Source organism: Kribbella catacumbae DSM 19601, from assembly GCF_000372465.1.
Lineage (GTDB): Bacteria > Actinomycetota > Actinomycetes > Propionibacteriales > Kribbellaceae > Kribbella > Kribbella catacumbae.
This window is the reverse complement of sequence record NZ_AQUZ01000003.1, coordinates 190,250-214,038: the sequence shown is the minus strand read 5'-3', so window position 1 is coordinate 214,038 and position 23,789 is coordinate 190,250. Positions and strand designations below refer to the sequence as shown.

Below are 23,789 nucleotides of genomic sequence, written 5' to 3'. Positions count from 1 at the left end.
TTAACTGTAGGCGTTGGCTTGGATTTGGTAGAGGGAGGCGTAGGGGCCGTTGTTGGCCATCAGTTGTTCGTGGGTACCTGATTCGGCTAGGTGTGAGCCGTCCAGAACGACGATCAGGTCGGCCATCCGGACCGTCGAGAATCGGTGCGAGACGAGGATGGTGATCCGGCCGTCGGTGTTGTTCCGGGCTGATGCGGCGTAGCGCTCGAAGAGGGCGTGTTCGGTTTCTGCGTCCAGTGCCGCGGTTGGCTCGTCGAGGATCAGCAGCAGCGGCTGGTCTCGCATGAAGCCCCGGGCCAGCGCGAGTTTCTGCCACTGGCCAAAGCTGACCTCGGCCCCATCCGGCCACGTCGGTCCGAGCTGTGTCTCCAATCCGGCGGCCAGCCGATCCACCACGTCCTGGGCGCCCGCACGACCGACCGCCGTCACCACCGCGGGCTTCTCGTCGTACCGGGGAAGGTCGCCGAGGCCGACGCTGTGCTGCGCGCGGAACTCGAATCGGAAGAAGTCCTGGAACGCCCCCGCGATCCGCGTGCGCCAGTCGACCGTCCGGAGCCGTTCCAGCGGTTGCCCCTCCACGAGGATGCTGCCGGACGTCGGCTGGTACATCTTGGCCAGCAGCTTCACCAGCGTTGACTTGCCCGCGCCGTTCTCCCCCACGATCGCGATCACGCGGCCGGCGGGCAGGTGGACGGACACGTCGTCGAGCACCGCCCGATCGGTGCCTGGGTAGGCGAAAGTCAGGTGCTCCAGCCGGATGCCGTCATGCAGACGCTCCGGTACGTCGTCCTCCGCGCCCTCATCGAAAGCCGCGGCGTAGTTCTCCAGCCAGACCAGGCGCCGCGAGCCGTCGAGCCAGATGCCGCGCAGGAATCCGATCTCGCCGACAGTGGCGCCTATGTACGCCGACAGCCGGGCGCCAGCCGCAAGCAGAAGCAGTACGTCGCCGACAGACCCGTTGAGCCCGACAGCGACAAGCGCCACGGCACCGACGTACGCCGCAGCGAAGATCGCCCAGGCCAGCGCATGCCACGTGGCGCTGACCCAACGCGTTGCCGCGATCGGCTGGTACCAGTGCTCCCACTCCTCACGCCGCTGGGCGACCAGGTCCGGGCCGATCCCTGTCACCCTGACCTCCTTGCCGGCGGCAGCAGTGGTCGCAGTACGGAAGAGGTGGTCCGCCAGTCTGCTGTACGACGCGTTGCGCTCCTCGATGACTCGCTCGACTCCTGGGCGCCAGGCAGACGTCACCACGGTCGGTACTGCGAACAGCACGAGCAGAGCGAGCACTGGGTGGATAGAGACGAGTAATGCGACCGTCACGCCGAGCCGGAGGATCCAGCCGCACGTGGAGAACAGCGACATGTACATGTGGTCGAGCACGAACACCTGCTTGCGCAGTACCGACAGGCGGTCCAAATAGTCGCGGCGCTCGTGGTGCTCGATCGTGGCCACGGATGCCTGCAGCCTGGCGACGTGTGCCTCCAGGGCGATCGTCACGCGGTCCCGGAAGCGGCGGGACACCCTGGTGCTGACAGTGCGAAGCAACCAGGTCGCAGTGACGGACACGGCGATCCCTGCGGTGGCGAGGATGACCTTCGCACGGTCCTCTTGCAGCAGACCGTCAGCAAGGATCTTCAGCCAGAGGGCAAGCAAGGCATCCGGTACTGCGGCCAGCAGGGTCATCGAGAACGCGAACACCAGCAGGCCGGGCTCGTGCTGGTAGCCGAGCTTGCAGAGCCGCCACATCGCCGGGATCGCGCGGGGCATCTCGATCTCGTCAGAGGACCTCATAGCTCATCCCCTCCTCGTCGACATCCGCCGTGAATCGCCTGGCCTGCAGGTCGAACATCGTGCGATAGCGGCCGCTCAGCGCCATCAGCTCGTCGTGACTGCCGAGCTCCAGCACCCGGCCTTGCTCGAGGACGCAGATGCGGTCGGCCTGGCGGACAGTGGAGAAGCGGTGGGAGATCAGGATCGTGGTCACGCCACGGGTGGCCGACAGGATCCGGTCGAACACCTTCGCCTCGCCGCGGACATCCAGCTGGGCGGTGGGTTCGTCGAGCAACACCAGCCCGGCGCCTTGCCGGACTGCGCAGAGGGCTCGCGCCAGGGCTATTCGTTGCCATTGGCCACCAGATAGATCGGTACCGCCTTCGTACCCCTTGGCCAGCGGGGTGTCGAGTTCGGCCAGATGGTCGGCACCGGCGTCGGCCAGCGCCTCGAGGATGTCCTCATCCGATGCCCCAGCTGGTGCGACGTTGTTCCGCAGGGGCAGTTCGAAGCGGATGAAGTCCTGGAACACCGCGGTGATCTGCTCGCGCCAGGCGTCCAGATCCAGGTCGCGCAACTCGGATCCACCCACCTCGATCGAACCACTGTCCGGGTCGTAAAGCCGGCAGAGCAACTTGGCCAGCGTCGTCTTTCCCGCACCGTTACGGCCAACCACCGCCAGCGAAGTACCAGCAGGAACGGCAAGGCTCAGGCCGTCGAAGACCTTGGCTTCCGTGCCGGGGTAGCCGAAGGTGAGGTTCTTGATGCGGAGGTCGCCGGACGCAGCGGCGACTGGACCACGGACTGCGGTGACCGGCTCGCGAGGCGTGGTGAGTAGACCACGAGGTGCGGTGAGTGCGCCGGCGGGTGCCATCGCGGCGCGGAGGCGGCGTACTGCGACCACTGGTGCGGCCGCGCCGTCAAGGACCCAGTTGAGGCCGCCGAAAGCGATCATGCTGACGCCGATCGCCAGCTGCGCATAGGTGATCAGGCCGTCCAGACCGATCCGCCCGTCGAGTGCTGCCGAGGCGAGCGCCCAGAAGACCACCCCATTGCCCACAGCAACGATCAACAGGCTCCAGGCCAACGGCTGCTCACGAAGGCGCGTCGCCTCATACTGCATGCTGAACAGCCGCCGCCTCCGCTCGACGAACCGCTGCAGCACCCAGTCGGCCAGCCCGAACATCCGCAACTCCTTGGCCGGCTCGGGATCCACCGCCAACTGGTACGCGTACGTCGCATGCCGCTGCGCCGATCGCACCTCTTGGGTGTTCCGATCGCGCCAGATCCCGCTCTCCCGCAGCAGCCAGTGCGTCGCACCCCACGCCACGACCAGTACCAGCGGGGCCCACCAGTTGAACCCGAACAGCACCGCCGCACAAGCCAATCCGCCGGCCAGCTCCACCAGGCCGCCCGCCAGGAAGTCGACGTTCAGGTACATCGGCGGCCCGGTCTGGCCGCGGTCGAACTCGCGCGCCACCTCCAGATCCTCGGCCAGCGCGGCGTCCTCGAGGTGTCCGATCCCCGGCGGCTCGACGCATGCCGTGGCCAGCTCGTCGTTGAGCCACGCGGCGACCTTGCTGCCGAGATTCGAGCTGACCGCCTGATGGATCGGCATCAACACTTGCAACAACACGAAGGTGACCCCGACCAGTACCAACGACCCCGCCAGCTCACCGTGCCGCTGAACCGTGCCGATCACCCGCCCCATCGCGACTGCGAAGACCGCTGGCAACGCCCCGCGAGCCACCACGAGCAGCCACCACGCCACGGCCAAGGGCATGCTGGCCCGCGGCAGTACCGCAAAGAACTGCCACTCCTGCCGAGCCCGCAACCGTCTGATCACCAACTCAGCGTCGCACGCCCCTCCGACACTTTTCTTGAAGATTTGCCGGTCTAAGTCTCTTGGGTGGCCGACAGTTTCCCGGTGACAGCGGGGATGACCTCAGCTGCCTCACCACACCTGAGCCTGGCGCTGGTGTGGCACCCGTCCAGCGATCTCCTGGTCAGCCGACTCGCAAGCGACCTTGGCGGCTCACAGCGGAAACTGTGAGCGTCACCGCCCCGGTCGCGGCTGGTGCTCACGGCCGGGGCGGCTCGGCCTGCGGATCAACTACGGCGTCGTCCAGCTGACGGCGTCCAGGTAGACCGATCCGGTCCAGCCGGGGTTGTCCACCTCCAGGCCGATGTACTCGATGCTGGTGACGGCCGGCACGGTCAGCGTGAGCGTGGTCCACGCGCCCGGAGTCAGGACCTTCTCCTGGCCGAAGCGCTCGATGAACGAGCCGTTGTTGCCGTCGGTGACATACCCCTTGGCCTCCACCGGCTGGTTGGCGCTGGCCGGCAGGTACACCTTGTAGGTCACAACGGAGCCGACAGCGAGACCAGTCAGATCCGACGGCGAGTGGTAGCCCGCGTACTGCTCACCCGACTGCGGAAGCCTGAGCGACCGGGTGCCGGCGAACTTGTACGTCGTCGAGGACGAAATCCCCGCTCCATCCCAGTCGACCGCCCACCCCTGGACGCCACCGCTCTCCCAGCCGAACCCGGAATAAGCCGCCCAGGCCTGCCCACTGCCGGCCGCCATCGCACCGAACGACAACCCCACTGTCGCAGCGACACCGATAACCCGCCGCGATCGGAAAAAACGCATGACAAAGCGCATTCAGAACCCCCCTTGTCGGAAACACCCCCGTGAGCGTCAGATCGCCCACAGTGCTCGATTTTGCTTGCTGAACACCCGCCTGGCAACAGCACACGACCGCCAACCTCGACGTGCTTCCGGGTATTCATCTAGGTCAATCGTTTGCGAGGCTCTGTCTCGTCACGTCGAGTTCACCGGCACTTCTCTTGAAGATTTGCTGGGATCGGGAGTCGTCGAACATCAGGAAGGCAAACCGGAACTTGCAGTGTCCGGGGCTCTTCGAATCCAGGGGACTTCCCAGAGAAAGGTCGTTTTGCAATCGACTGAATTGATATTTGGGTCTACACCTCGCCGATACTCTGGACAGCGAAGCCGGTCCTGCTCAGCGCCGTTCGCCGGCCCACCAGTTGGTTTTGACCTATGCGCCCTCCCTCGACCAAGGCGAATGGTCCCGCTGGTGAGGTTATACAGCCACGCTTCCCGACGTTGGCGCACAGGCCCGGTGGGACAAGGGTGGCGGTTCAGCATGGTGCCGGTGGAGAGACCTTCGAACCTGGGACTCGCCTCTGCTAATGGGGATATGCCCCATCGAAAGCGCTCCAATAGCAACAACTGCAGAGCCGAACGTCGCCATTTTCTGATGACCCTTCATTCCATTCACCTTCCGCGTGTATCCCATGGCGTGGGGGAATTGGTCGAAGGAGGGTGTCCGTTCTCCGTGAGGGTGGCATCTGGTTGCCTCGTCTGACGTGGGGGTTGACAGGATCGCTGAGAATTCGTCGGGCGGATTGCTCGCAGCGAAGCTGGCGCTCAAGCACATCTCTGTGGTGACCACCGAGCGGTTCTCCCTGTTTCGGATACGGGCGAGGAAAGTCGGTCGCCGTGGCCCGGCAGTCACACGGTGCCGTCGTCGAGGTTGGCGAGTCGTCACATCGTTTGAAGTGGTGTTCCTGCCGGCGGGGCGGGAACCCGCAGGAGGTCTCTCCAGTCGGCGGGCCAGTTGGCCAGCGCGAGAATGCCCATGATGACGAGGTGGGTCGGCGCGGCCCAGCTTTCCACCACCGGGTCGTGGTTGACGATGTGGGTGGTGACCGCGCCGGTAAGCACGAACATCAGCGTTGCGGCACCCAGGAAGCGTGTCCGCCGATCGGGGATCACCAGCAGGACGGCGGCCACACCTTCCAGGGCACCGACCGCGAAGCGCATCCAGGACGGGTATCCCCACTCGGCGAACTTCACGGAGTACGCCGAGCTGAATATCGTGTCGCCTGGCCAGTACTTGGTCACGGCTCCCAGCGCGAACTGAAAAGCCAGGAACCAGTACAGGCAGGTCATGAGTCGTTTCGACATGTTCTTTCCTTCGGGGGGAGTTGGGCAGGGTGATACCTCCGCGCGGCGATGGCGTTGCGGCGGGTGTCTTGCTTTCGGGGGTCAGTGCCGCAGGGTGGAGATGGCCTTGTTGATGCGCCGCTGCCGTGTTTCGGGCTTCTTCGCGCTCTCGATGGCGCGCACGTGCTCGCGTTTGTGGCTGTAGGCGAGCTTGTCGTAGGCGGCGCGGGCGGCGGGGTCGTCGTCCAGGGCTTGGGTGAAGTCTGCTGGCTCGATGACGATGCGTGGTTCGGTGTCCAGTTCCAGTTCGACCTCGACCATCTCGCCGATCGCAACTCCTGCGGCCTGCCGGTTGGCGTTGCTGAGGCCGAGCAGGTGGCGGCCGCGCAGGAGGGCGACCCGGCTCTTCCAGGAATGCCCGTTGATCGTGATCGTCACCGGCGGCCGCACGCCCTCGCCGAGCGCTGCGACCACCTCGGGCGGAACTTCCAGACCCCGCATGGGCTCAGGTGGCTCAACACAGGCCCGAAACTTCATGATCTTCTCCTGTTCGTCCTGCCGGTTCACCACGGGATCCCGACAGAGATCGCGGCTACTCCGCGTAGGGCTGGTCGGTTCCCTGGTCGCTGTAGCCGAGACTCCAGATGTAGCCGTCCGGGTCGGCGAAGGTAGCGCCATACCCGCCCCACGGCAGAGCGCCAGCAGGCTTGAGGACCGTGGCGCCGGCCTTCTCGGCCTCCGCCATGATCTCATCAACCCGCCCCTGGCTGCGGACAACGTAGGTCAAAACCAGTCCGCTGAAGCCACTGCCTTCCTGGCCGGTGCCCACCTGAGCGGCCAGGCCTTCGCGGCTGTAGAAGCCGACCGGCGAGGCGCCATCCGATGCGAAGAACACCGAGATACCGAAGTCACTCTGGATCTTCCAGCCCAGCCCCTCGGTGTAGAACTCCTTGGCCCGGTCCATGTCCCGGACGCCAAGAAGAATCGAGCTGACGTGTGCCTTCATGTCCTACTCCTTGATTGTCGGTTGTTATGTGGTGTACGGCCGGACGCCACCCCGGCGCCTGTGTTCCCTGAACGGTAGAAGCGGCGCCCCGACCCGCGCTTCTCGAATCCTGACCGATGCCGCCCCGACTTGGCCGGTGAGACCGGTCGCCAGGGCTAGTTGTAGTTCGAATGTTCTTTTGGATCTCGGTGATGCCAGAGGTCAAGGGCCGCATAGACGGGTCGCCACTGGTGTTCGTAGGCCTGCCGTGCAGGTTCGGGGAGTTGCGCCAGGATCGCGGCGACGACCTGGCTACTCGCGCCGTCCAGAAGCCACGGCAGGATTCTGGGTACGCCGGCGCCGATCCGCTGGGCGTGAACCTGCCCGAAGCGCGTCCACTCCTCCTGGGTGGCGACCGCCTGAATCAGCGGAAGCGCCTGGTCCTCCTCGTGCCTGAGGTGTCCGCTGAGGCCGGTGACCAGCGAATCGGTGAGGTCCCCGAGCCGGCCCAGCCCTTCTTCTGGCTCGCCCAGCGCCTCGTCGATCGCCTCGATGACCTGGCAGAGGGCGATGTGTTCTGCCTCCATCACCTCCAACAGCGTCAGATCGGCCGGCCGGCCGGCCAGGGCCTGGCGCAGGACGGGCCACAGTGCGTCGTCCTCGGCGGAGTCGTGGGCATGGAGCGAGGTCTTGAACAGCTCCCAGCCGGCGGCGGTGCGCAGGACGGCCCGGGGGTCCGTGCCGACCCGGGTGGTGACTTCGGCCAGGTGCTCGGCTTCCCGGCGCAGCGCGCCGTGCATCGCGTACATCGCCGTCATGTCGAGCATCCTGCTCCTTCCACCTGCGGTTCTGGACGTGTCCCACTCTGGAGTGGTGACGTACCGGCATCAACAGGGGATTCCGCGTGTTCCGATAACCTGGGGCTTATAACGCAGATGGGAACAGAGTGGAACTTAGGGACATCGAGATCTTTCTGACCCTGGCCGAGGAGCTGCACTTCGGCCGGACCGCCGCCCGGCTCTATGTGTCCCAGGCTCGGATCAGCCAGGCGATCAGCCAGCAGGAACGCCGTATCGGGACCCCGTTGTTCGACCGCTCCAACCGCCGCCAGGTCCGCCTGACCCCGGTCGGACAGCAGTTGCGCGACGACCTGCAGCCGGTCTATCAGGGCCTGCATGCGAGCCTGGAGCGGGCCAGACTCACCGCCCAAGGAGAGTCCGGCGTACTGCGCGTGGGCATGATCCCCAGCAACGCCCACGACCTGCGACCCTTCTGGCAGGCCTTCCGCACCCGCCACCCCGAGTGGGGGCTGCACATCCGCCACAACCCCTTCATCAACCCGTTCGAGCCGCTCCGTGCCGGGGACATCGACGCCCTCGTCGCCTGGCTCCCCGTCGAAGAACCCGACCTGTCCATCAGCCCAGTCCTGTTCACCGAACCCCGAGTCGTCCTGGTCACCCCCAACCACGACCTCGCCGACCACCAATCGGTCTCTCTGGAGGTCCTCGGCGACTACGGAGTCATCGGCTCGGCCCAGCCCCTCCCCGAGTACTGGGAAAACGCCTTCATCCCCTTCTACACACCCAGCAACCGCCCGATCGAACGCCGCTCACAGCCCGGCGCCAGCCTCGACGACATCTTCACCAACGTCGGAACCGGCGGTGCCATCCACATCCTGGGCTCCCACGTGACCCGCTACCACTCTCGTCCCGACATCACCTACCTGCCCGTCCACGACGGTCCACCTCTGAGATGGGCCCTGATCTGGCGAACCGACACCGAAACCGACGCCATCCGCGCCCTCGTCGAAATCGTCCGCGACCTTGGCACTACCACCATCTGAGAGGGCTTCCGCCCGCGGTCTGCGGCCGGGTGGGTGGGGTTCGTCGAGCGTCGCGTTGTCGCCAGATGCGGAGTGGGTCCCATTCGTCGTAGGGCTCGTACTCGATGTCCAGGCGGCGCCGTATTTCAGTGTGGAAGTGCTGAAGGGTGATGGTGTCGTGAGTGGCTTGGGTGATTCAGGTTGCTTCGGGATCGAACGGCGCCCGCGCGCCGGCGGGGAGGCGTTGGGGGGTGTTCAGGTCGTCGGAGTTCGACACCGGCTTGTCGTCGAAGTCGTCGTCGATGCCGTCGAGGAGGTGTTTGCGGACGAAGCTGCGCGGGTTGAGGTCGCGGACGTCGAGGTCGGCGAACTCGGGGCCGAGTTCCTCGCGCAGGTCGTTCTGGGCGTTGTTGACCATCTGCCGGACCTGCCGCAGCAGCCGGCCGGCGGTGCGGGCGAACTCCGGCAGCCGATCGGGGCCGAAGACGAGTATGGCCACGATCGCGATCACGCCCAGTTCGAGCGGCCCGATGCCGAACATGTCCCCACCTTTCCGAACCTCTCCGAAACGCCGCGGACAGCGTAGCCCGCGGCTGGTCAACCGCTCGGCCGGGTCAGCCGGTCTGCTGGCCTAGGGTCACTGTGACCTGGCGTGGTTTGCCTGACCGCTCGACGTCGAGCCGGACGCTCTCCCCCGGCCGGTGCGTGCGGATCGCCACGATCAGCGCCTCGGCGGTGTCCACTGGCTGGCTGTTGATCTGGGTGATCACGTCGCCCGTGCGCAGTCCGGCGCGCTGGGCCGGCGAGCCTGGCGTCACCTCGCTGACGCGGGCGCCGCCTTCGAACTGCATGTCCACGTTCGCGCCGATCACCGGGTACGACGCTTTGCCGGAGGCGATCAGTTGTTGCGCGGTACGCCGGGCCTGGTCGATCGGGATCGCGAATCCGAGCCCGATGTTGCCGCTGCTGCCCGGTTCGGCGCCGCGGACGGTCGCGATCGCGGAGTTCACGCCGATCACGCGGGCCTCCATGTCGACCAGCGGGCCGCCGGAGTTGCCGGGGTTGATCGCCGCGTCGGTCTGCAGCGCGTTGATGTAGGAGATCTCGCCCTCGCCGCCGGCCGTGACCGGGCGGTTCTTGGCCGAGACGATGCCGGAGGTGACGGTGCCCGCCAGGCCGAGCGGCGAACCGATCGCCACCACGTCCTGCCCGACGATGGCCGCCGCCGACTGGCCGAACTGCACAGAAGGCGCGTCCAGGCCGACCACCTGGACCACCGCCAGGTCGTACGCCGGTGAGCGGCCGACCAGGCGTGCGGTGGAGGTCTTGCCCTTCTGGGTGACGACCTGGATCGAGCCGCCGGACGCGGCGGCCGAGACGACGTGGTTGTTGGTGAGGATGTGGCCGGAGCCGTCGATCACGAAGCCGGAGCCGGTCGCGTTGGAGTCGTCGGCGCCTTCCACTTTCAGCTGGACGACGCTCGGCAGCAGGGCCTGGGCGACGGCTGAGACGGAGCCGGTCTTGATCTTCGGGTCGGCGCCCTGGCCGATCGGTGGGCCGGACTGGTCGTCCACGACGCCGTTGTTGTCCAGGGCGACTATTGCGGCGGCCGCACCTCCGCCGGCGATCAGGCCGACGATCAGGGCGACTACGGCCGCGAGACCGATCACCTTGTTGCTCTTCTGCGGCGGGACCGGGGTGTAGGCGCGGGCCTGCTGCTGGTGCCAGTCGAGCGGCGGCGGCGGCGTGTACGTCGGCTGCTGCGTCGGCCACGCCTGTCCCGGGTAGGCGGGCCGGAAGCTCGGCTCCTGCGGCTCAGGCTTGCCGAAGCTCCGCTGGGTCGTCGACCGTCCACCATTCTGCCGGTACGCCGAACTGCTCCCCGGAGCCGGAATCGGAGCCGCCCCGGCGCCGGCACTCGGCGGCATCAAAGCGGAGACAGTCATAGGCCCAGCGGGCGCCGGCCACGCGGATGCGGGCGCGCCGGTCGCGGGCGCAGCGGGCGCGGGGGCTCCAGGCGCCTGCCATGTGGTTGCGGCCGCAGGGGTGACAGGCGTGGGCGCCGTAATGGCCGCGGCTGCGTCGGCAAGAGTGGCGTCAGTGAGAGTCGGGTCGGCGCCCGATCCGCCCGATGTGGGGCGGCTGGCCGAAGCAGAGGCCACGGCGGGCGTAGTACCGGCTGACGCGCTGTCTGGCGCAGCAGGTGCAGTCGTGGACCCAGCGGTGGCAGTACCAGCCGACGCAGTGTCCGGCCCAGACGTAGCGCCGATGAGGGCACCATCGAGTGCAGAACCCGTGGGCGCGCTGTCGGACGTGCTGGCCGTGCTTGTTGGGGTTGCGGGGCCTGTGGTGGGGGCCTCTTGGGTGGGGTCCGGGGCCGCGGGGTCTCGCGGGTTCCGGACGGTCGGCTCGGCGTCATCCCAGCTCACGGTGCCCGCCTCACGTCGTCGTCGTCTCGGTGTCGGGAGCAGCCTGCACCGGGGTGCCGGGAGGTACTCCCAGAATTGATTATCCCAGCTTGCGGGAAAGCGCACCCATCGGAGTGAGCCAAGACGCGATTTTCGCCAGTCCGGTGCCCACCCGCTGGACCGCGGTCACCTTCGGTGGAGGCACGTGTGGAAAGGCTGCAACCACCTTCCCGAGCGTATCGAACGGCAGGTCCCCGACCAGCGTGTAGACGATCCCATCAGATGACCAGACCACGTACGACGGCATGCCGTTCCGCTGGTAGATCCGGGCGCCGTCAGCCGTCGTAGTGGCCGTGTAGCCGGCTACGGCCGCCGGGTCGAGCTCCCCGCGCTGCTCGAACAGTGAGACGTTGAAGAGCCCATCGGAGTACGAGAACTGCAGTGACTTGGTCGCCTGGTCCTGGTGGACGTCGTAGAGCTGCAGCGACGACGGGAGCGTCGGCGCGCAAGTCCAGCCCTGCGAGCGCAGCCCGTCGACGTTGCCCATCCCCACCGACTCCACACTGCCCGGAGCCATCGGTGGCAGGTGTCCGAGGAACTCCGAGTCCTCGATCTCCAGGTCGGTGAACACGGTCGCCCGGACCATCGTCTTGCCGTCGTCACTGAACAGTTGCCGCTGCAGCAGCAGCCCGGTCGCCTGGTCGATCCAGAACCGCGCAGCCAGCGTCTGGTCGGCCCGCAGCGCCTCGATCAGTACTGCGGTCCGCCCGATCGTGTCCGTGCAGCACTTGTAGACGAGCTCGTACGTCGCTTTGAGCAGCGCGAGCGGCCCGCCGTCGACAGTCGGCCCCACGGCGTGGTTGCCGCGCTGCACGAACGCCTTGGCGCCAGGAGAGGCGGCCGGGCCGACCACGCTGATCTCCGACCCCTGCGAGGCGGCGTGCACGATGTCGAGCATGGCCGAGCTGGCGCCCTGCGGTCCCCAGGAGGTGATGATCTGGGTGCCATGGAAGGACACCCGGTCCGGCGCCGCCGCAGCGCGTTCCAGCCAGGCGACGGCGGTCGGGTTGTCTTCACGCTGTGCGGCGGGCGCAGGCGTGGCCGCAGCGGGCATGGGCAGGCCGAAGCCGATCAGCGCAGTGCCGATCAGTACGGCGAGCCGGGAGAGGCTCACTTATCAGCGCCCCGTCAAAGCCACCGGCTGCAGCGTCGGGCTCAGCCCGGCGTATCCAGCCCCATTGAACGAGTTCATCAGCGCCACCGGGTCCGCGTACGGCGTACCGGCGCTGGCTGCGTGGTCGGCGGAGAAGCTCGCCACCGGCGGCTGCAGCGCGGGCGGCTGCTCCGATCGAGCCGGGTCGCCCAGGACGAACGCAGTACCGAGTAGTGAGGCCATTGCTGCCGCAGAGCCAGCTGCACCCAGTACGCCGGCACGCCGACGGCTGCGGGTCGCAGTACGGGCGGCGGGCCGAGTGGCGCCACCACGGGCCGCCGGGAAGGCCGAGCGCTGCGGGCTGAGGGTGAACGCCGGCGTGAGCACCGGGCGGATCTCCTCGCGCGGCTCCGGCGAGAACGACGGGACGCCCATCAGACGCTGCATCAGGTCAACGGAAGGCTCTGGCTCGCTGATCGCCGCCAGCCGGGCCTTCAGTCGCCGCTGGGCCTCGACCTCGCCGCGGCAGGTGTCGCAGCCGACCAGGTGGCTCAGCACCTTGTCGCGCGAGTCGTGGTCGAGCTCTCCGTCGACGACGGCGCTCAGCTTGTCCAGGGGATGCTGCAGAGTCACCGGTCGCCCCCGGCAAGGAAGGGCCCGTCAGCCGGCGGGCCACTGATACGGGTCTGACCGGACCGCGGCGCGCGGTGCTCGAGGTGCTTGCGCAGCATCGAGCGGCCGCGGTGGATCCGGCTGCGGACGGTGCCGAGCTTCACGTCCAGCACGTCGGCGATCTCGTCGTACGTCATGCCCTCGATGTCGCAGAGCACCACGGCCGCACGGAAGTCCTCCGGCAGCGCGTCGAGCGCGCCCTGCACATCGTGGTCGAACAAGTCGTGGTCGAGCTTCTCGGCCGGGCCGGAGCCCTTGGAAGGCAACCGGTCGTGCGCGTCGTCGGGCAGGCCGTCGAAACGGATCCGCTGCCGGCGGCGGGCGCCGTCCAGGAAGAGGTTGGTGGTGATCCGGTAGAGCCAGCCCTCGAAGGTGCCCGGGGTGTAGGACGACAGCGACCGGAAGACCCGGACGAAGACTTCCTGGGTCAGGTCCTCGGCGTCGTGCTTGTTCCCGGTCAGGCGGTAGGCGAGCCGGTACACGCGGGCCGAGTGGGCCCGGACGATTTCGTCCCAGGACGGCAGCGCCTCGGCCTCCGGCTGATGCTGCGGGCTCGGAGCAGGCGCCATGGGGATGTCGACCGGCTTCACGGCAACGCCTCCCTGGGTCCGCTCGGCAACGAGTGAGAACACCATGGTGCCGCGTTCACCGTCCTCTTCGCACGTCGGGTACACCCTGGTTCGACCCTGGGATGCCAGTACGACGAGTCAACGGCCTCCGCGATCCGGAAGTTCCCGGCTCTCACTGATGAAGACGCTCGAGCGGCCATTTTGGTTGAGCGTCCTCCCACCTGATCATTCGCCCCCTTTTCACCCTCTCCGCCCTGCCCGCAGCATCGGACAGCCCGCAAGGAGGGTGAAAAGGGGGCGAATGATCAGGTGGGAGGACGCGAGGCATTAGTTTTCTTCGATCACGGCGATGGGGTCGCCGTCGCGGACGACCTCACCCGCGGCGACCTTCATCTCACTGATCGTGCCGGCCACCTCGGCGAGCACCGGGATCTCCATCTTCATCGACTCCAGGATGACGAGGGTGTCCTCCGGCCCCACCGTGTCCCCGGCCTTGGCGATGACCGACTGGACGTTCGCCACCAGCTCTGCCACGACGGTGTGACTCACGCGCGCTCCTCTGTTCCCGGGTCCTGTTGTTCGATCCTAGGCGCCGCCTGGCGGGCCCGGTACGACGCGACGCGGGTGCGGCTGGAGCAGGTCGGCGTACAGAACCGGCGGGGCCGGCGCTCGGCCGCGTTGACGAAGACGCGTTCGCAGTCCGGCGCGGCGCAGGTGTCGATCGCCTCGAAGCCGTGCCCGGCGGCGAATCCAGCGAGGCCGAGGGCCGACCCAGCGGCGAGCCACTCAGCCCAGGTCGCCTCGGGTTTGGCCACGTGCAGATGCCACGGCGACCCGTCGTGATCCGACAAATACGGCCGTACTGCGTACTCCGTGAGCAACTCGTTGACGATCCGGGCCGCCTCGCCCGGTTCGGCGTGGAAGACCGGACGGAGCCGCTCGCGAATCGCCTTCATAGCCGCCAGGTCGTCCTCGTCCACGGTCGCCGTCGGCTCGCCATGGTCGAGCAGGAACTGCTTCAGGGCCGCCGGTGAGGTCAGTTGCTCCGGGTCGAGGGTTTTGGTGTTCACCAGATCCACCGCGAGCCGGATCATCCGGTCCGGGGTCGTCAGAGTCTCCACTCGACCGATCGTAACGGCTTTGCTAACGTAACGCGTAACTTCGATCTATGCGTTACAGGAGGCGCCGTGCCGATCAGCTACTTCGTGGCGGCGACGCTGGCGCGCGTGGGCGACGAGATGGTCGCGTTCACGCTTGTCCTGCTCGTACTGGAGCGCACCGACAGCCCAGCGCTGGCCGGCATCACCGGAGCCGCTTACGCCCTTCCTGCGATCGTCACCGGCCCACTGCTCGGCGCCTGGCTCGACAGGACGCAGTACCGGCGTACTGCGCTGGCACTCAACCAGGCCGTCCTGGGCGCCGTCATGGTGTCGATGCTCGCGGTGGTCGGCCACAGCGCTCACTGGGTGACGCCAGTACTCGCGGCAGTAGCCGGTACAACGCTGCCGATGGTCAGTGGCGGCTTCACCAGCATGCTGCCGAGTCTGGTGCCGTTAGAGCGGCTCGCTCGGGCCAACTCGCTAGAGGCCGCCAGCTTCGGCGCAGCCACGATCACCGGCCCGGCGGCGGCCGCAACGATCGCTGCAACCGTGTCAATAGATGCAGCCGCCGTAGTCATCGCTGTGACGGCAACACTCAGCATCCTGGCCATCGGACGCCTACCCGCACTACCTGCAGCCCTTTCGACGCACGAGCCCTTCCTAGGTTCAGTAGTAGCCGGCCTCGTGCACCTAGCCCGTACTCCGCGCCTGCGGGCGTCGACACTGACGACAACCGTGCTCATGGGCGTCACCGGGATGCTGCTGATCACCCTGCCGCTGCACATGGCGTCCGTTGGTGCTCCACGGTCGGCGGCCGGCTATCTCTGGACAGCACTGGAGTTGGGCAGCGTCACCACTGCGCTTCTCCTGAGCCGGTTGCAGACGCGCTGGCGACCGGAGTACGTCGTCATGCTTTCAGTGGCTGCCTATGGCCTGGCCTTCACTGCCTGGCCACTGGCGGGCACCTTCAGCGTTCTACTCGTACTGGCAGTCGCCACAGGTCTCTTGGAAGGTCCGATGCTCCCCGCCATGTTCGCTGCTCGACAGCAGTACTCCCCCGCGGCCCTGCAAGGTCGAGTCAGCACCACAGCAGCCAGCCTTCGAGTAGGCGCGGCCGCCCTCGGCCAGGCAGCCGCCGGCCTCTTGGTTCCCACCGTGGGCACGCGTACTGCGCTGCTGGTAGTGGCCGCAGGTCTGGTCGCTGCGTCAGCCCTTGGTTATCTCTCCATCCCGAAGGCGGTGGCACATGCGAACGCTGGCTAGAGCATGGGCCGACGGCTGGGCGATCTCCCGCGGAACACCTGCGCCAGTAGAGGTCCCCGAGGGCTACCGCATCGATGTCGGTCTACCCGGGCACCTCACGCGCTACGTGCTTCCAACCCACGCTCCAGAGTTGGCCGCCCGCCTGACGGCACCGGACACCTGGCTGAAGGTCTGCGCGGATCCGGCGACTGTGCCGCTTGACGAGCGCTGGCAGGTCCAGCCGACGGAGTACCTGATGAGCATTCGCCTGACGGCCGAGCTGCCGGCTTGCGCACCGGAGTACGAGCTGGAAGCGGTGCAGACCGGGAGTGTTGTCGACGTAGTGCTCGGCAAGCGGGGAGAGCTGGCGGCACGGGGCAAGGCTGCACTCAGCGGTGAGTACGCGGTGATCGACCAGGTGATCACCGAGCCCGAGCATCGCCGCCGTGGCCTCGGGTCGATCGCCATGCAGGCTCTGGCGCAGGCAGCAGTCGCCCGCGGCACCACGACCGGAGTACTGGTCGCCACAGCCGATGGCCGAGCTCTCTACAGCCGCCTGGGGTGGGTGCTGGTGACCCCTGTCACCGCTGCTCGACTGTGCGTGCCAGGACGCCCAGCGTCGCGCGCAGACCTGCCTCGGGGATGACCGGGAAGTTGACCTTGCCCCGTGCCCGCGGGCGCGGCGGCCAGCTGTCACTTGACTTCGAAGCGCTCGTCGTTGGTCACTCGTCGAGGATGTCAGATCAGGACGATCTCGTCCGGCGTGTGACATTCGTACCGCGCTGTGCATCGAAAAGGGTGACGCCAACCGAGGAGAACGATGCCGAACCCCAGGGGACCAGATCATCAGCAGGAGTTCGAGGAGTTCGCCCATGCCCGCGCCGCCCAGCTCTACCGCTCGGCATGGCTGCTCTGCGGCAGTCACTACCAGGCCGAGGATCTCGTCCAGGAGACCCTCGCCAAGGTCTACGCCCGGTGGCGACGGCCGTTCGGCCGGATCGACAATCCCGCCGCCTACGCCCAGACGACGCTGACGCGCACGTTCCTGGGCGGAAAACGCCGCCGCAGCGACGGCGAGCAGCCGTACGCCGACGTGCCCGACCAAGCGGTCGCCGATCCGGCGACAGGAGCCAGCGTCCGGCTCGCCCTCCTGCAACTGATGGCCGAACTGCCGCCACCGGACCGCGTCGTGCTGGTGCTGCGCTACCTCGAAGACCTCAGCATCGACGAGGTCGCCGACCGGATGGGCATCTCGGCCGGGGCGGTTCGCAACCGCAGTATGCGCGCACTGGGACGGATCCGCGGGCTGGCCGACGACTCACTGAGGATAGGAAAGGACTGACCATGTACGACGACAACACCACTGACAGCGACGGCCAGGTCTCCACGCTCTTCCACGACACCACCACGCACCTCGAGCCCGACGTCGCCGTGCTGGTCCGGGGCAGCATCGAACGCGGCCAGGTCAGACGGCGCCGCAACGCCATCGGTACTGCGGCTGCCGCGGCCGTCGCCGTCGCCGGCATCGTCGGGGCCGCGGTGAACCTGACTCCGAACCTCGGCGGCGCCGGGTTCGACCCAGCCGGCGCACCCGCCGGTACTGCGGTCTCGACGCCGAGCGCAGCCTCGAACCCGAGCACGGCCCCGACACCGAGCGCGGCCCCGGCCAAGACCGCCAAGCCGCCCACCAAGCCGACCAAGAACGGTCCGCTGGGCGGCGCGGTCGCCGACATCCCGGTCAAGGCTGCCGACCTGCCGGGTCTGTTCACCCAGCTCCACCCCGGCAAGGTCACCCCTGCCGAGGCGCGAACCGGCCGCATCATCGACAACGGCAAGGAGAGCCAGTACGCCCACTTCCTGTGGAACGGCTTCTCCACGTCCGTCGGGTTCGCGGCGTACGCCGGTACTCCGGTAGGGCGGTGCAACGCGCTCCAGGAAGCCAACGGGGCCGCTCTGTCACTCACCTGCACGAAACGTCCCGACGGGACGGTGCTGATGACCTGGCGGTCGGTCGGTTCCGCCAAGCAGCCGGGCGTCTGCCAGTCGGCATCGCTGCTCACCAAGGACGGCTACGAGATCGCCATCCTGTCGTACAACACGGCGCTCAAGTTCGGACCGATGCTGGCCCCCGAACCGCCATTCAGCATCGCCCAACTGACCACCGCGGTCACCAGCAAGGTCTGGTTCTAGCAGCGTGTCGCGTCAAAATCTTGGCGCGACACGCCACTAGCTACTTACCTGTGTCGGGCCCGGCCGGAGTCATCCGGCCGGGCCCGACCCATGGTCAGTCCAGGATGACCGAGCGGCTCAGACTGCGAGGCTGGTCGGGGTTGAGCCCGAGGGCGAGCGCCTTGGCCACCGCGACTCGCTGGGCCACCACCAGGGAAGCCATCGGGTCCAGCTCGGGGTGGTGGACGATCGTCGCGCCAGTGGCCGCCACGTCCTCGACCAGGCCGGCGGGCGGCTCGCCGAAGATCCAGACGCCACGACCGGGCTGCGCGATCGCGATCGGGCCGTGGCGGTAGTCCATGGCCGGGTACGCCTCGGTCCACGCCGACGCCGACTCGCGCTGCTTCAGGCCCGCCTCGTGCGCCAGCCCGACGGTCCAGCGCGTCCCGACGTACGTGACCTGCTCCAGCTTCGCCAGCTCGTCCACGTCGATCGTGAGGGCCACCTCGGCGTCCGCGGCGGCCTGCGAGAGGTCCTGCCCGAGCGAAGCCCGCAGCAGCGCCAAAGTTGTGGTGGCGAATCTGGTCTGTACGACGGACTGCTCGTCGGCGAAGTCCAGCATGATGGTGTGGCCGGCCAGCTCGACGATCGGCGAACCGGGCGTCGCGGTGATCGCGATCGTGGGCAGTTCGGTGGTACGGATCAGGTCGAGCACCTCGGTCGTCGTACCGGAGCGGCTGATCACCACCACCGCGTCGTACTCGCGTCCCGACGGGAACTCCGACCCGGCGAACGCGTCGGTCAGGCCCTGGCCGAGGTCCTCGCGCAGGGCGGCGTACGCCATCGCCATGAACCACGATGTGCCGCAGCCGACGGCAGCCACGCGTTGACCAGGCTTGGGCAATGCGCCACCGTACTGCGCGAAACCGGTTGACACCTGCCGCCAGAGGTCGGGCTGAGTGGCGATCTCAGTGCTCACGAATGGCGTGTCGGTCATGTCGTCTCCGGAGATGTAATGGTCGAAACTGCTCGAACGTGATCGAATGGTGCCAACCGGCAGCCGTCTGGCTGACCGATTGTGCGAAGGAGGACGCCCGGGTGAAGCGTTATGAACGCCTGAATACGTTGCTGGAATCGCTCGCCGAGAAGGGCGCGATCGATGTCGACGAGCTCGCGGTGCAGTTGCACGTGTCCGCGGCGACGATCCGGCGCGATTTGGACCACCTGGGAAAGCAGCAGCTCCTGACCCGGACCCGAGGCGGCGCAGTCGCCAACGCGGTGTCCTACGACCTGCCGCTGCGCTACAAGACCGCGCGTTTCGCCTCCGAGAAGCAGCGGATCGCGCAGGCCGCGGCCACCCTGGTCCGCCGCGGCATGGTGATCGGGATGAACGGCGGGACGACGATCTCCGAGGTGGCGCGCACGCTGGCGACCCGGCCGGAGCTGTCGGCCGAGCACGGTGAGCCCGCCTTCACCCTGGTCACCAACGCGCTGAACATCGCCAACGAGCTGATCGTCCGCCCGCACGTGAAGATGGTGCTGACCGGCGGCGTCGCGCGGCCGCAGTCGTACGAGATGATCGGCCCGCTGTCGCACCGGATCCTGGCCGACCTGTCGCTGGACATCGCCTTCATCGGCGTCGACGGGATCGACGAGACCGGCGCCACCGCCCACCACGAGGGCGAGGCGAACATCAACCAGCTGATCGTCAGCCGGGCCGCCAAGGTCGTCGTGGTGGCCGACTCGAGCAAGCTCGGCCAGCGCGCCTTCGCCCGGATCTGCGAGCTGAGCGAGATCGACACCCTCGTCACCGACGCCCAGGCCGACGAGGAGCAGCTGGCGATCTTCAAGGAAGCCGGCATCGACGTCATTCGGTCCTGACATCTGCTCGTACCTCCTTCGACGGGTGATTGCTGCCTAGTCAACACGATCATATCTGCTCGGGGGCCCAAGTTACGAGCAGGAGTGCGCAACCTCCGCGCGGGAGGCGCTGAGCGGACGCCTCGGGACGCTAGGCTTCGCCATATATGACCAGCGCAGGGATGAGTACCGCAGCGGCATCGATCAAGGAGGGCATCATCGCCACGGGCATCGACCCCACGTCCTGGGCCTACGCCGAGGACTACACCGGTGAAGACGAGGTCGTCACCGGTGCGCGGGCGAGCGCCGAGGACAGTGGCATCTCCTCGATCGGCCCGGGCGCGGCCTCCGCGCTGAGCATGCTGGCCGCCGCGGCGGGTGCGAAGGCGGTCGTCGAGATCGGTACCGGTACGGGTGTCTCCGGCCTCGCGCTGCTTCGCGGCATGCGCTCCGACGGCACGCTGACCACCGTGGACCTCGACGCGGAGAACCAGCGCCTGGCCCGCAAGACCTTCCTGGACGCCGGCATCCCGTCCAACCGCTTCCGCCTGATCGCCGGCTCCGCGCTGGACGTGGTCACCCGGCTCACCGACGGCCACTACGATCTGGTCTTCTGCGACGCGGACAAGCGCGAGTACACGGCGTACCTGCACGAGGCCCTGCGCCTCCTCCGCCCCGGCGGCGTCGTCGCCTTCGACAACGCCCTCCTCCGCGGCCGAGTCGCCGACCCGTCCCACCGCGACCCCGACACCACCGCCGTCCGCGACCTGATCAGGGCCATCCGCGACAACGACGACCTGACCTCAGCCCTCCTCCCCACCAGCAACGGCCTCCTAGCCGCCGTCAAACGCGCCTGACCCTCCCGGCCAGGCGTTAGCTGCTGAAGCGGGTTAGTTCGGCGGTTACCTGGTGCCAGGCGGGGGTTCGCGGGTCGATCACGTCGTAGTGGCCTGCGCCAGGGACCGGGATGAGGCGGGCTGTGGGGTGGGCCGTGATGTATGAGTCGGATACTTCGATCGGGACCCGCTTGTCGGTGGTGCCGTGGACGATGGAGACCGGCATGATCGGGGCCGGGAGGTGGGTTGGGTCGAGGTCGTTGCGGACGCCGCCGCCGAGGAAGTCCTGTACTGCGTTGTCGTCCAGCCCGAGGCGGTCGGCCATCAGCAGGTCGGCCACCGGCGCCAACGCGACCACGCCACGTAGCCGTACCGGGTTGAAGGTTGCCGCCGACCACAAAGCCAGGTGGCCGCCCGCGGAGTGCCCGGTCAGTACGAAGCCGGCGTGCAGGTCCATCAGGTCGGGCAACCTGTCGAGCATGTCACGGATGTCCTCGGCGGTCAGATCGGGCTGCCCTGGTTCGCGCCGGTACTCGATCGATGCCACCGGCCACCCTTCGTCGGCGAGCGCCTCGCCGAGCGGGCGGGCATGCGTCCGGTCGTACTCCGGCCGCCAGAACCCGCCATGGATGAACACGACCGTCGGCCGGTACTCCTTCGCGTGCCAGACGTCGACCACCTGGTCCGCATGCTCGCCGTACCGCAGCTCCTCGTCCGGTTCACGTGCCTCACGCGACAGTACGGAGCGGTCCTCAGTCATCAGACCTCCCAGTCAGATACCTAGGCCCAAGAAACGCAGGGCGTTCTCTGACGCCAGCTTGACCTGCTGACCGTCCGAGAGCCAGTCGGCCCGCCGGACAACCTCTCCGACCGGTCGCTCACCGAGCGGATACGGGTAATCACTGCCAACCATCACCTGGTCTTCACCAAGGGTCTCAACCAGTAACCGCAATGCTGGTTGCTCAAACACCACAGTATCCACAGAGAACCGCCCGAGATAGTGGCTTGGCGGATGCTGAGACTTCCCCCGTACTACGTCGCCACGGCGCTGCCAGGCGTTCTCCACCCGGCCCAGCCAGAAGGCGAAACTCCCACCACCGTGGGCGAAGCAGATCCGCAACGACTCGGGCAACTCGTCGAACGCACCGCCCAGAATCATTGCCAGCAAGGACAGATGGGTCTCCGCGGGCATCCCGGTCAGCCAGCGAGCCATCCACCGGTCGAGCCGTGGCCCGCCCGGCATGTCCCACGGATGCACCAGGACCGGCGCGCCGACCTCGGCGCAATGCTTGAGGAAGGCAACGATCCCGGCGTCGTCGAGATCCTTGTCGCCGACGTGGTTGCCGATCTCGACCCCGGCATGCCCGGCGGCCAGGCAACGATCGACTTCCGCGCAGGCAGCGTCCGGATCCTGTAACGGTACCTGGCAGAACGGTACGAGTCTGTTGTCACCGGCAAGCGTCTCCAACGTCAGGTCGTTGAAGATCCGCGCCACCTTGACCGCCTGGTCCGCCGGCCGCTCATAGGCGAAGAACACCGGCGTCGGCGAGACCACCTGCAACTCGATGCCATCGGCATCCATATCCGCGCGCCGGGTGGCGGGATCCCAAGCCTGCGCCCCGATCGGCCGGAACTCGCTCTCGCCGACCATGATCATCGCGTCCCGCTCGGAGTCGACCCGCAACCACGGCCAGCCGTCCCCGCCGCAGGCCTGGGCGAGGTCCGGCCAGCCCTTCGGGACCAGGTGGGTGTGGACGTCGACCGTCCGCATCAGCCCTTGCCTGGGTGAACGGTGCCGCACTCGGGACAGGTACGGGCGTCTTCGCTTTCGTAGAAGGCTTTGAAGACCGGCGGCAGGTCCGCGACGATGTCGGTCACCTGCAGCTCGACCTCGTGCACGATGGCGTTGCAGTTGGCGCAGTACCAGCGGAACTTCTCCAGCGTGCCCGGCTCGCGGACTCGCTCGATCACCAGGCCGATCGAGTCCGCGTCCCGCTGCGGCGAGTGCGGCATGTTGCGCGGCAGCACCCACATCTCGCCCTCGTTGATGTCCACCCGGCCCGGCCCGTCGTCCGTCATCACGTCGACGTGCATCGTGCCCTTGATCTGGTAGAAGAACTCCTCGTACGGGTCGACGTGGAAGTCGCTCCGCTGGTTCGGCCCACCGACCACCATGGTGATGAAGTCGTCGCCGGTCGGGAACATCTGTTTGTTGCCCACCGGTGGCTTCAGCAGGTGCTTGTTCTGCTCGATCCACTCCGGGAAGTTCGTCGACTCCAGATTCGCCATCACTTCACCTCTCCAGTGTTTTGCGGACTGTGTTGGTTTGCCGGGAGGGCCGCAATTGCCTGAATCTCGATCAAAAGCTGAGGATGCGGCAGTTGATGTACTGCGACCGTCGTACGCGCCGGCCCGGTCTCGTCGAAGTACTCGCCGTAGACCTCGTTGTAGCCACCGAAGTCGTTCATCGACACCAGGTACGTCGTCAGACTGACCAGATCCTCAAGCCCGGCATCGACCGCCGCCAGGATGTCCCGGATGTTCTCCAGCACCGCCCGCGTCTGCACCCGGATGTCGAGGGTGGTTGTCCCGAACTCGTCGACCGACGCCCCCGCGATCGTGTTGTCCGGCAACCGGCTAGACGTCCCCGAGACATACGCGAGCCCGTTCGCCACCTTCACATGCGGGAACCGCCCCCGCGGCTTCGCCTTCCCCGCGACCAGCTTCGCCGTAGACCTCATGAGACCTCTCCGTCCACAGCCGGGCCCTCGACCACGCTTTCTGTCCTCGCCCGACGGCAGGGTTCGTCACTATGCGAGTTGGCGTATACATCGACGGTTACAATCTGAACTACGGAGGCTGGCATCAGTTGGGCAAAACGCCAGGCTGGCGCTGGCTCGATATCCGCGCCCTGGTGTCGACGATTGTCGCGGAACAACAGAGCTGGACAGGCGCTGTCGTCGATCGAATCGTCTACTGCACAGCCAGAATCGACCAGTCCTTCAACCCCGCCGGATTCGCCGAGCAGGATGTCTATCTCAAAGCGCTGGTCGCAGCCGGAAGTGTCGACTACATCGAGTACGGCAAGTACATCACCGGCGCCGGCCGGCACTGGTGGCGCAAGCTCACCCCGAGAGACTTTCAGGTCCACCAACTTCGGGACCCCGCCGGCCGCTATACCAAACCGTCCGGCTGGTGAGCTGTAGTACGATGCACTCATAACGCAC

General features: G+C 67.3%; 27 protein-coding genes. 8 read left to right on the top strand and 19 right to left on the bottom strand.

Translation table 11 applies throughout. The features are described 5' to 3' along the window. The 7 genes from A3ES_RS0105005 to A3ES_RS0104975 all read right to left on the bottom strand — a co-directional run bounded on the left by A3ES_RS0105005 (position 1) and on the right by A3ES_RS0104975 (position 7,558). Positions 1 to 1,794: an ABC transporter ATP-binding protein gene (locus A3ES_RS0105005; protein ID WP_020385686.1), complete on the bottom strand. Its 1,794-nt coding sequence runs from the start codon at positions 1,792 to 1,794 to the stop codon at positions 1 to 3. Next, entirely contained in the window at positions 1,781 to 3,619 is a 1,839-nt protein-coding gene (locus A3ES_RS0105000) for an ABC transporter ATP-binding protein (protein ID WP_026162561.1), read from the bottom strand. The genes A3ES_RS0105005 and A3ES_RS0105000 overlap by 14 nt, the downstream gene beginning before the upstream one ends. Positions 3,620 to 3,886: 267 nt before the next feature. Next, entirely contained in the window at positions 3,887 to 4,426 is a 540-nt protein-coding gene (locus A3ES_RS0104995) for a hypothetical protein (protein WP_157630338.1), read from the bottom strand. A gap of 918 nt (positions 4,427 to 5,344) precedes the next feature. Continuing rightward, on the bottom strand, positions 5,345 to 5,767 hold the full coding sequence (locus A3ES_RS0104990) for a DoxX family protein (protein WP_157630337.1): 423 nt from the start codon (positions 5,765 to 5,767) through the stop codon (positions 5,345 to 5,347). A gap of 81 nt (positions 5,768 to 5,848) precedes the next feature. After that, positions 5,849 to 6,283, bottom strand: coding sequence for a YdeI/OmpD-associated family protein (locus tag A3ES_RS0104985; RefSeq protein ID WP_040454049.1), 435 nt, complete (start codon positions 6,281 to 6,283; stop codon positions 5,849 to 5,851). Positions 6,284 to 6,338: 55 nt separating this feature from the next. After that, positions 6,339 to 6,752 (bottom strand): VOC family protein, encoded by a 414-nt coding sequence (locus tag A3ES_RS0104980; RefSeq protein WP_020385681.1) that lies wholly within the window; start codon positions 6,750 to 6,752, stop codon positions 6,339 to 6,341. A gap of 155 nt (positions 6,753 to 6,907) precedes the next feature. Next, positions 6,908 to 7,558, bottom strand: a complete 651-nt coding sequence (locus A3ES_RS0104975) for a hemerythrin domain-containing protein (RefSeq protein ID WP_020385680.1) — start codon at positions 7,556 to 7,558, stop codon at positions 6,908 to 6,910. A gap of 119 nt (positions 7,559 to 7,677) precedes the next feature. Between A3ES_RS0104975 and A3ES_RS0104970 the strand changes: the two genes are divergently transcribed. Beyond that, complete coding sequence (locus A3ES_RS0104970) at positions 7,678 to 8,574, top strand: LysR family transcriptional regulator (protein ID WP_020385679.1); 897 nt, start codon at positions 7,678 to 7,680, stop codon at positions 8,572 to 8,574. A gap of 175 nt (positions 8,575 to 8,749) precedes the next feature. Here A3ES_RS0104970 and A3ES_RS0104965 read toward each other — a convergent pair whose 3' ends face one another. The 7 genes from A3ES_RS0104965 to A3ES_RS0104935 form a co-directional block, all read right to left on the bottom strand. Continuing rightward, positions 8,750 to 9,094, bottom strand: coding sequence for a sec-independent translocase (locus A3ES_RS0104965; RefSeq protein WP_020385678.1), 345 nt, complete (start codon positions 9,092 to 9,094; stop codon positions 8,750 to 8,752). A 73-nt stretch (positions 9,095 to 9,167) separates the two neighbouring features. Then, positions 9,168 to 10,499 carry a S1C family serine protease gene (locus A3ES_RS0104960; protein ID WP_237744856.1) on the bottom strand — a complete coding sequence of 444 codons (1,332 nt, stop codon included), beginning with the start codon at positions 10,497 to 10,499 and terminating at the stop codon, positions 9,168 to 9,170. Positions 10,500 to 11,061: 562 nt separating this feature from the next. After that, positions 11,062 to 12,135 carry a sigma-E factor regulatory protein RseB domain-containing protein gene (locus A3ES_RS0104955; protein ID WP_020385676.1) on the bottom strand — a complete coding sequence of 358 codons (1,074 nt, stop codon included), beginning with the start codon at positions 12,133 to 12,135 and terminating at the stop codon, positions 11,062 to 11,064. Positions 12,136 to 12,138: 3 nt separating this feature from the next. Further along, positions 12,139 to 12,747: an anti-sigma factor family protein gene (locus A3ES_RS0104950; protein ID WP_020385675.1), complete on the bottom strand. Its 609-nt coding sequence runs from the start codon at positions 12,745 to 12,747 to the stop codon at positions 12,139 to 12,141. Then, entirely contained in the window at positions 12,744 to 13,421 is a 678-nt protein-coding gene (sigE, locus tag A3ES_RS0104945) for an RNA polymerase sigma factor SigE (RefSeq protein ID WP_040454047.1), read from the bottom strand. Before sigE ends, A3ES_RS0104950 begins: the two co-directional genes overlap by 4 nt. A 261-nt stretch (positions 13,422 to 13,682) precedes the next feature. Next, positions 13,683 to 13,904, bottom strand: coding sequence for a biotin/lipoyl-binding carrier protein (locus tag A3ES_RS0104940; protein WP_020385673.1), 222 nt, complete (start codon positions 13,902 to 13,904; stop codon positions 13,683 to 13,685). Then, positions 13,901 to 14,476 (bottom strand): CGNR zinc finger domain-containing protein, encoded by a 576-nt coding sequence (locus A3ES_RS0104935; protein WP_020385672.1) that lies wholly within the window; start codon positions 14,474 to 14,476, stop codon positions 13,901 to 13,903. The genes A3ES_RS0104940 and A3ES_RS0104935 overlap by 4 nt, the downstream gene beginning before the upstream one ends. A gap of 66 nt (positions 14,477 to 14,542) precedes the next feature. On the opposite strand from A3ES_RS0104935, the gene A3ES_RS0104930 reads away from it, so the two are divergent. The 4 genes from A3ES_RS0104930 (at position 14,543) to A3ES_RS0104915 (ending at position 17,887) form a co-directional block, all read left to right on the top strand. Continuing rightward, positions 14,543 to 15,718 (top strand): MFS transporter, encoded by a 1,176-nt coding sequence (locus tag A3ES_RS0104930; protein WP_020385671.1) that lies wholly within the window; start codon positions 14,543 to 14,545, stop codon positions 15,716 to 15,718. After that, positions 15,702 to 16,343 carry a GNAT family N-acetyltransferase gene (locus tag A3ES_RS46285; RefSeq protein ID WP_051084626.1) on the top strand — a complete coding sequence of 214 codons (642 nt, stop codon included), beginning with the start codon at positions 15,702 to 15,704 and terminating at the stop codon, positions 16,341 to 16,343. The genes A3ES_RS0104930 and A3ES_RS46285 overlap by 17 nt, the downstream gene beginning before the upstream one ends. 174 nt (positions 16,344 to 16,517) lie before the next feature. Further along, the gene (locus A3ES_RS0104920) at positions 16,518 to 17,039 is read left to right on the top strand and encodes a SigE family RNA polymerase sigma factor (RefSeq protein WP_020385669.1); all 522 of its coding nucleotides are present in this window, start codon (positions 16,518 to 16,520) and stop codon (positions 17,037 to 17,039) included. A gap of 2 nt (positions 17,040 to 17,041) precedes the next feature. Further along, the gene (locus tag A3ES_RS0104915) at positions 17,042 to 17,887 is read left to right on the top strand and encodes a hypothetical protein (RefSeq protein ID WP_026162560.1); all 846 of its coding nucleotides are present in this window, start codon (positions 17,042 to 17,044) and stop codon (positions 17,885 to 17,887) included. A gap of 94 nt (positions 17,888 to 17,981) precedes the next feature. Here A3ES_RS0104915 and A3ES_RS0104910 read toward each other — a convergent pair whose 3' ends face one another. Beyond that, complete coding sequence (locus A3ES_RS0104910) at positions 17,982 to 18,863, bottom strand: SIS domain-containing protein (protein ID WP_020385668.1); 882 nt, start codon at positions 18,861 to 18,863, stop codon at positions 17,982 to 17,984. Positions 18,864 to 18,964: 101 nt separating this feature from the next. On the opposite strand from A3ES_RS0104910, the gene A3ES_RS0104905 reads away from it, so the two are divergent. Both A3ES_RS0104905 and A3ES_RS0104900 read left to right on the top strand, forming a co-directional pair. Further along, on the top strand, positions 18,965 to 19,747 hold the full coding sequence (locus tag A3ES_RS0104905) for a DeoR/GlpR family DNA-binding transcription regulator (RefSeq protein ID WP_026162559.1): 783 nt from the start codon (positions 18,965 to 18,967) through the stop codon (positions 19,745 to 19,747). Positions 19,748 to 19,893: 146 nt separating this feature from the next. After that, a complete protein-coding gene (locus A3ES_RS0104900) occupies positions 19,894 to 20,583 on the top strand; it encodes a class I SAM-dependent methyltransferase (RefSeq protein WP_020385666.1) in 690 nt (229 codons plus the stop codon). Positions 20,584 to 20,599: 16 nt separating this feature from the next. On the opposite strand, the gene A3ES_RS0104895 is transcribed toward A3ES_RS0104900, so the two are convergent. The 4 genes from A3ES_RS0104895 to A3ES_RS0104880 are packed head-to-tail and all read right to left on the bottom strand — an operon-like array spanning position 20,600 to position 23,303. Continuing rightward, positions 20,600 to 21,322 carry an alpha/beta hydrolase family protein gene (locus A3ES_RS0104895; RefSeq protein WP_020385665.1) on the bottom strand — a complete coding sequence of 241 codons (723 nt, stop codon included), beginning with the start codon at positions 21,320 to 21,322 and terminating at the stop codon, positions 20,600 to 20,602. Between the two features lie 12 nt (positions 21,323 to 21,334). After that, positions 21,335 to 22,333, bottom strand: a complete 999-nt coding sequence (locus tag A3ES_RS0104890; RefSeq protein WP_020385664.1) for an amidohydrolase family protein — start codon at positions 22,331 to 22,333, stop codon at positions 21,335 to 21,337. Beyond that, entirely contained in the window at positions 22,333 to 22,851 is a 519-nt protein-coding gene (locus tag A3ES_RS0104885; RefSeq protein ID WP_020385663.1) for a 3-hydroxyanthranilate 3,4-dioxygenase, read from the bottom strand. The genes A3ES_RS0104890 and A3ES_RS0104885 overlap by 1 nt, the downstream gene beginning before the upstream one ends. Further along, a complete protein-coding gene (locus A3ES_RS0104880; RefSeq protein WP_020385662.1) occupies positions 22,851 to 23,303 on the bottom strand; it encodes a RidA family protein in 453 nt (150 codons plus the stop codon). Before A3ES_RS0104880 ends, A3ES_RS0104885 begins: the two co-directional genes overlap by 1 nt. Positions 23,304 to 23,374: 71 nt before the next feature. Between A3ES_RS0104880 and A3ES_RS46280 the strand changes: the two genes are divergently transcribed. Further along, positions 23,375 to 23,761: a PIN domain-containing protein gene (locus tag A3ES_RS46280; RefSeq protein ID WP_020385661.1), complete on the top strand. Its 387-nt coding sequence runs from the start codon at positions 23,375 to 23,377 to the stop codon at positions 23,759 to 23,761. The last annotated feature ends 28 nt before the right edge of the window (positions 23,762 to 23,789 follow it).

Coding starts and splice junctions, on each gene's coding strand:
- A3ES_RS0104995 (WP_157630338.1), bottom strand. CDS start 4,426: ATGCGTTTTTTCCGATCGCGGCGGGTTATCGGTGTCGCTGCGACAGTG.
- A3ES_RS0104980 (WP_020385681.1), bottom strand. CDS start 6,752: ATGAAGGCACACGTCAGCTCGATTCTTCTTGGCGTCCGGGACATGGAC.
- A3ES_RS0104990 (WP_157630337.1), bottom strand. CDS start 5,767: ATGTCGAAACGACTCATGACCTGCCTGTACTGGTTCCTGGCTTTTCAG.
- A3ES_RS0104915 (WP_026162560.1), top strand. CDS start 17,042: ATGTACGACGACAACACCACTGACAGCGACGGCCAGGTCTCCACGCTC.
- A3ES_RS0104920 (WP_020385669.1), top strand. CDS start 16,518: ATGCCGAACCCCAGGGGACCAGATCATCAGCAGGAGTTCGAGGAGTTC.
- A3ES_RS0104910 (WP_020385668.1), bottom strand. CDS start 18,863: ATGACCGACACGCCATTCGTGAGCACTGAGATCGCCACTCAGCCCGAC.
- A3ES_RS0105005 (WP_020385686.1), bottom strand. CDS start 1,794: ATGAGGTCCTCTGACGAGATCGAGATGCCCCGCGCGATCCCGGCGATG.
- sigE (WP_040454047.1), bottom strand. CDS start 13,421: ATGGTGTTCTCACTCGTTGCCGAGCGGACCCAGGGAGGCGTTGCCGTG.
- A3ES_RS0104965 (WP_020385678.1), bottom strand. CDS start 9,094: ATGTTCGGCATCGGGCCGCTCGAACTGGGCGTGATCGCGATCGTGGCC.
- A3ES_RS0104890 (WP_020385664.1), bottom strand. CDS start 22,333: ATGCGGACGGTCGACGTCCACACCCACCTGGTCCCGAAGGGCTGGCCG.
- A3ES_RS46285 (WP_051084626.1), top strand. CDS start 15,702: ATGCGAACGCTGGCTAGAGCATGGGCCGACGGCTGGGCGATCTCCCGC.
- A3ES_RS0104900 (WP_020385666.1), top strand. CDS start 19,894: ATGACCAGCGCAGGGATGAGTACCGCAGCGGCATCGATCAAGGAGGGC.
- A3ES_RS0104960 (WP_237744856.1), bottom strand. CDS start 10,499: ATGACTGTCTCCGCTTTGATGCCGCCGAGTGCCGGCGCCGGGGCGGCT.
- A3ES_RS0104985 (WP_040454049.1), bottom strand. CDS start 6,283: ATGAAGTTTCGGGCCTGTGTTGAGCCACCTGAGCCCATGCGGGGTCTG.
- A3ES_RS46280 (WP_020385661.1), top strand. CDS start 23,375: ATGCGAGTTGGCGTATACATCGACGGTTACAATCTGAACTACGGAGGC.
- A3ES_RS0104880 (WP_020385662.1), bottom strand. CDS start 23,303: ATGAGGTCTACGGCGAAGCTGGTCGCGGGGAAGGCGAAGCCGCGGGGG.
- A3ES_RS0104975 (WP_020385680.1), bottom strand. CDS start 7,558: ATGCTCGACATGACGGCGATGTACGCGATGCACGGCGCGCTGCGCCGG.
- A3ES_RS0104885 (WP_020385663.1), bottom strand. CDS start 22,851: ATGGCGAATCTGGAGTCGACGAACTTCCCGGAGTGGATCGAGCAGAAC.
- A3ES_RS0104895 (WP_020385665.1), bottom strand. CDS start 21,322: ATGACTGAGGACCGCTCCGTACTGTCGCGTGAGGCACGTGAACCGGAC.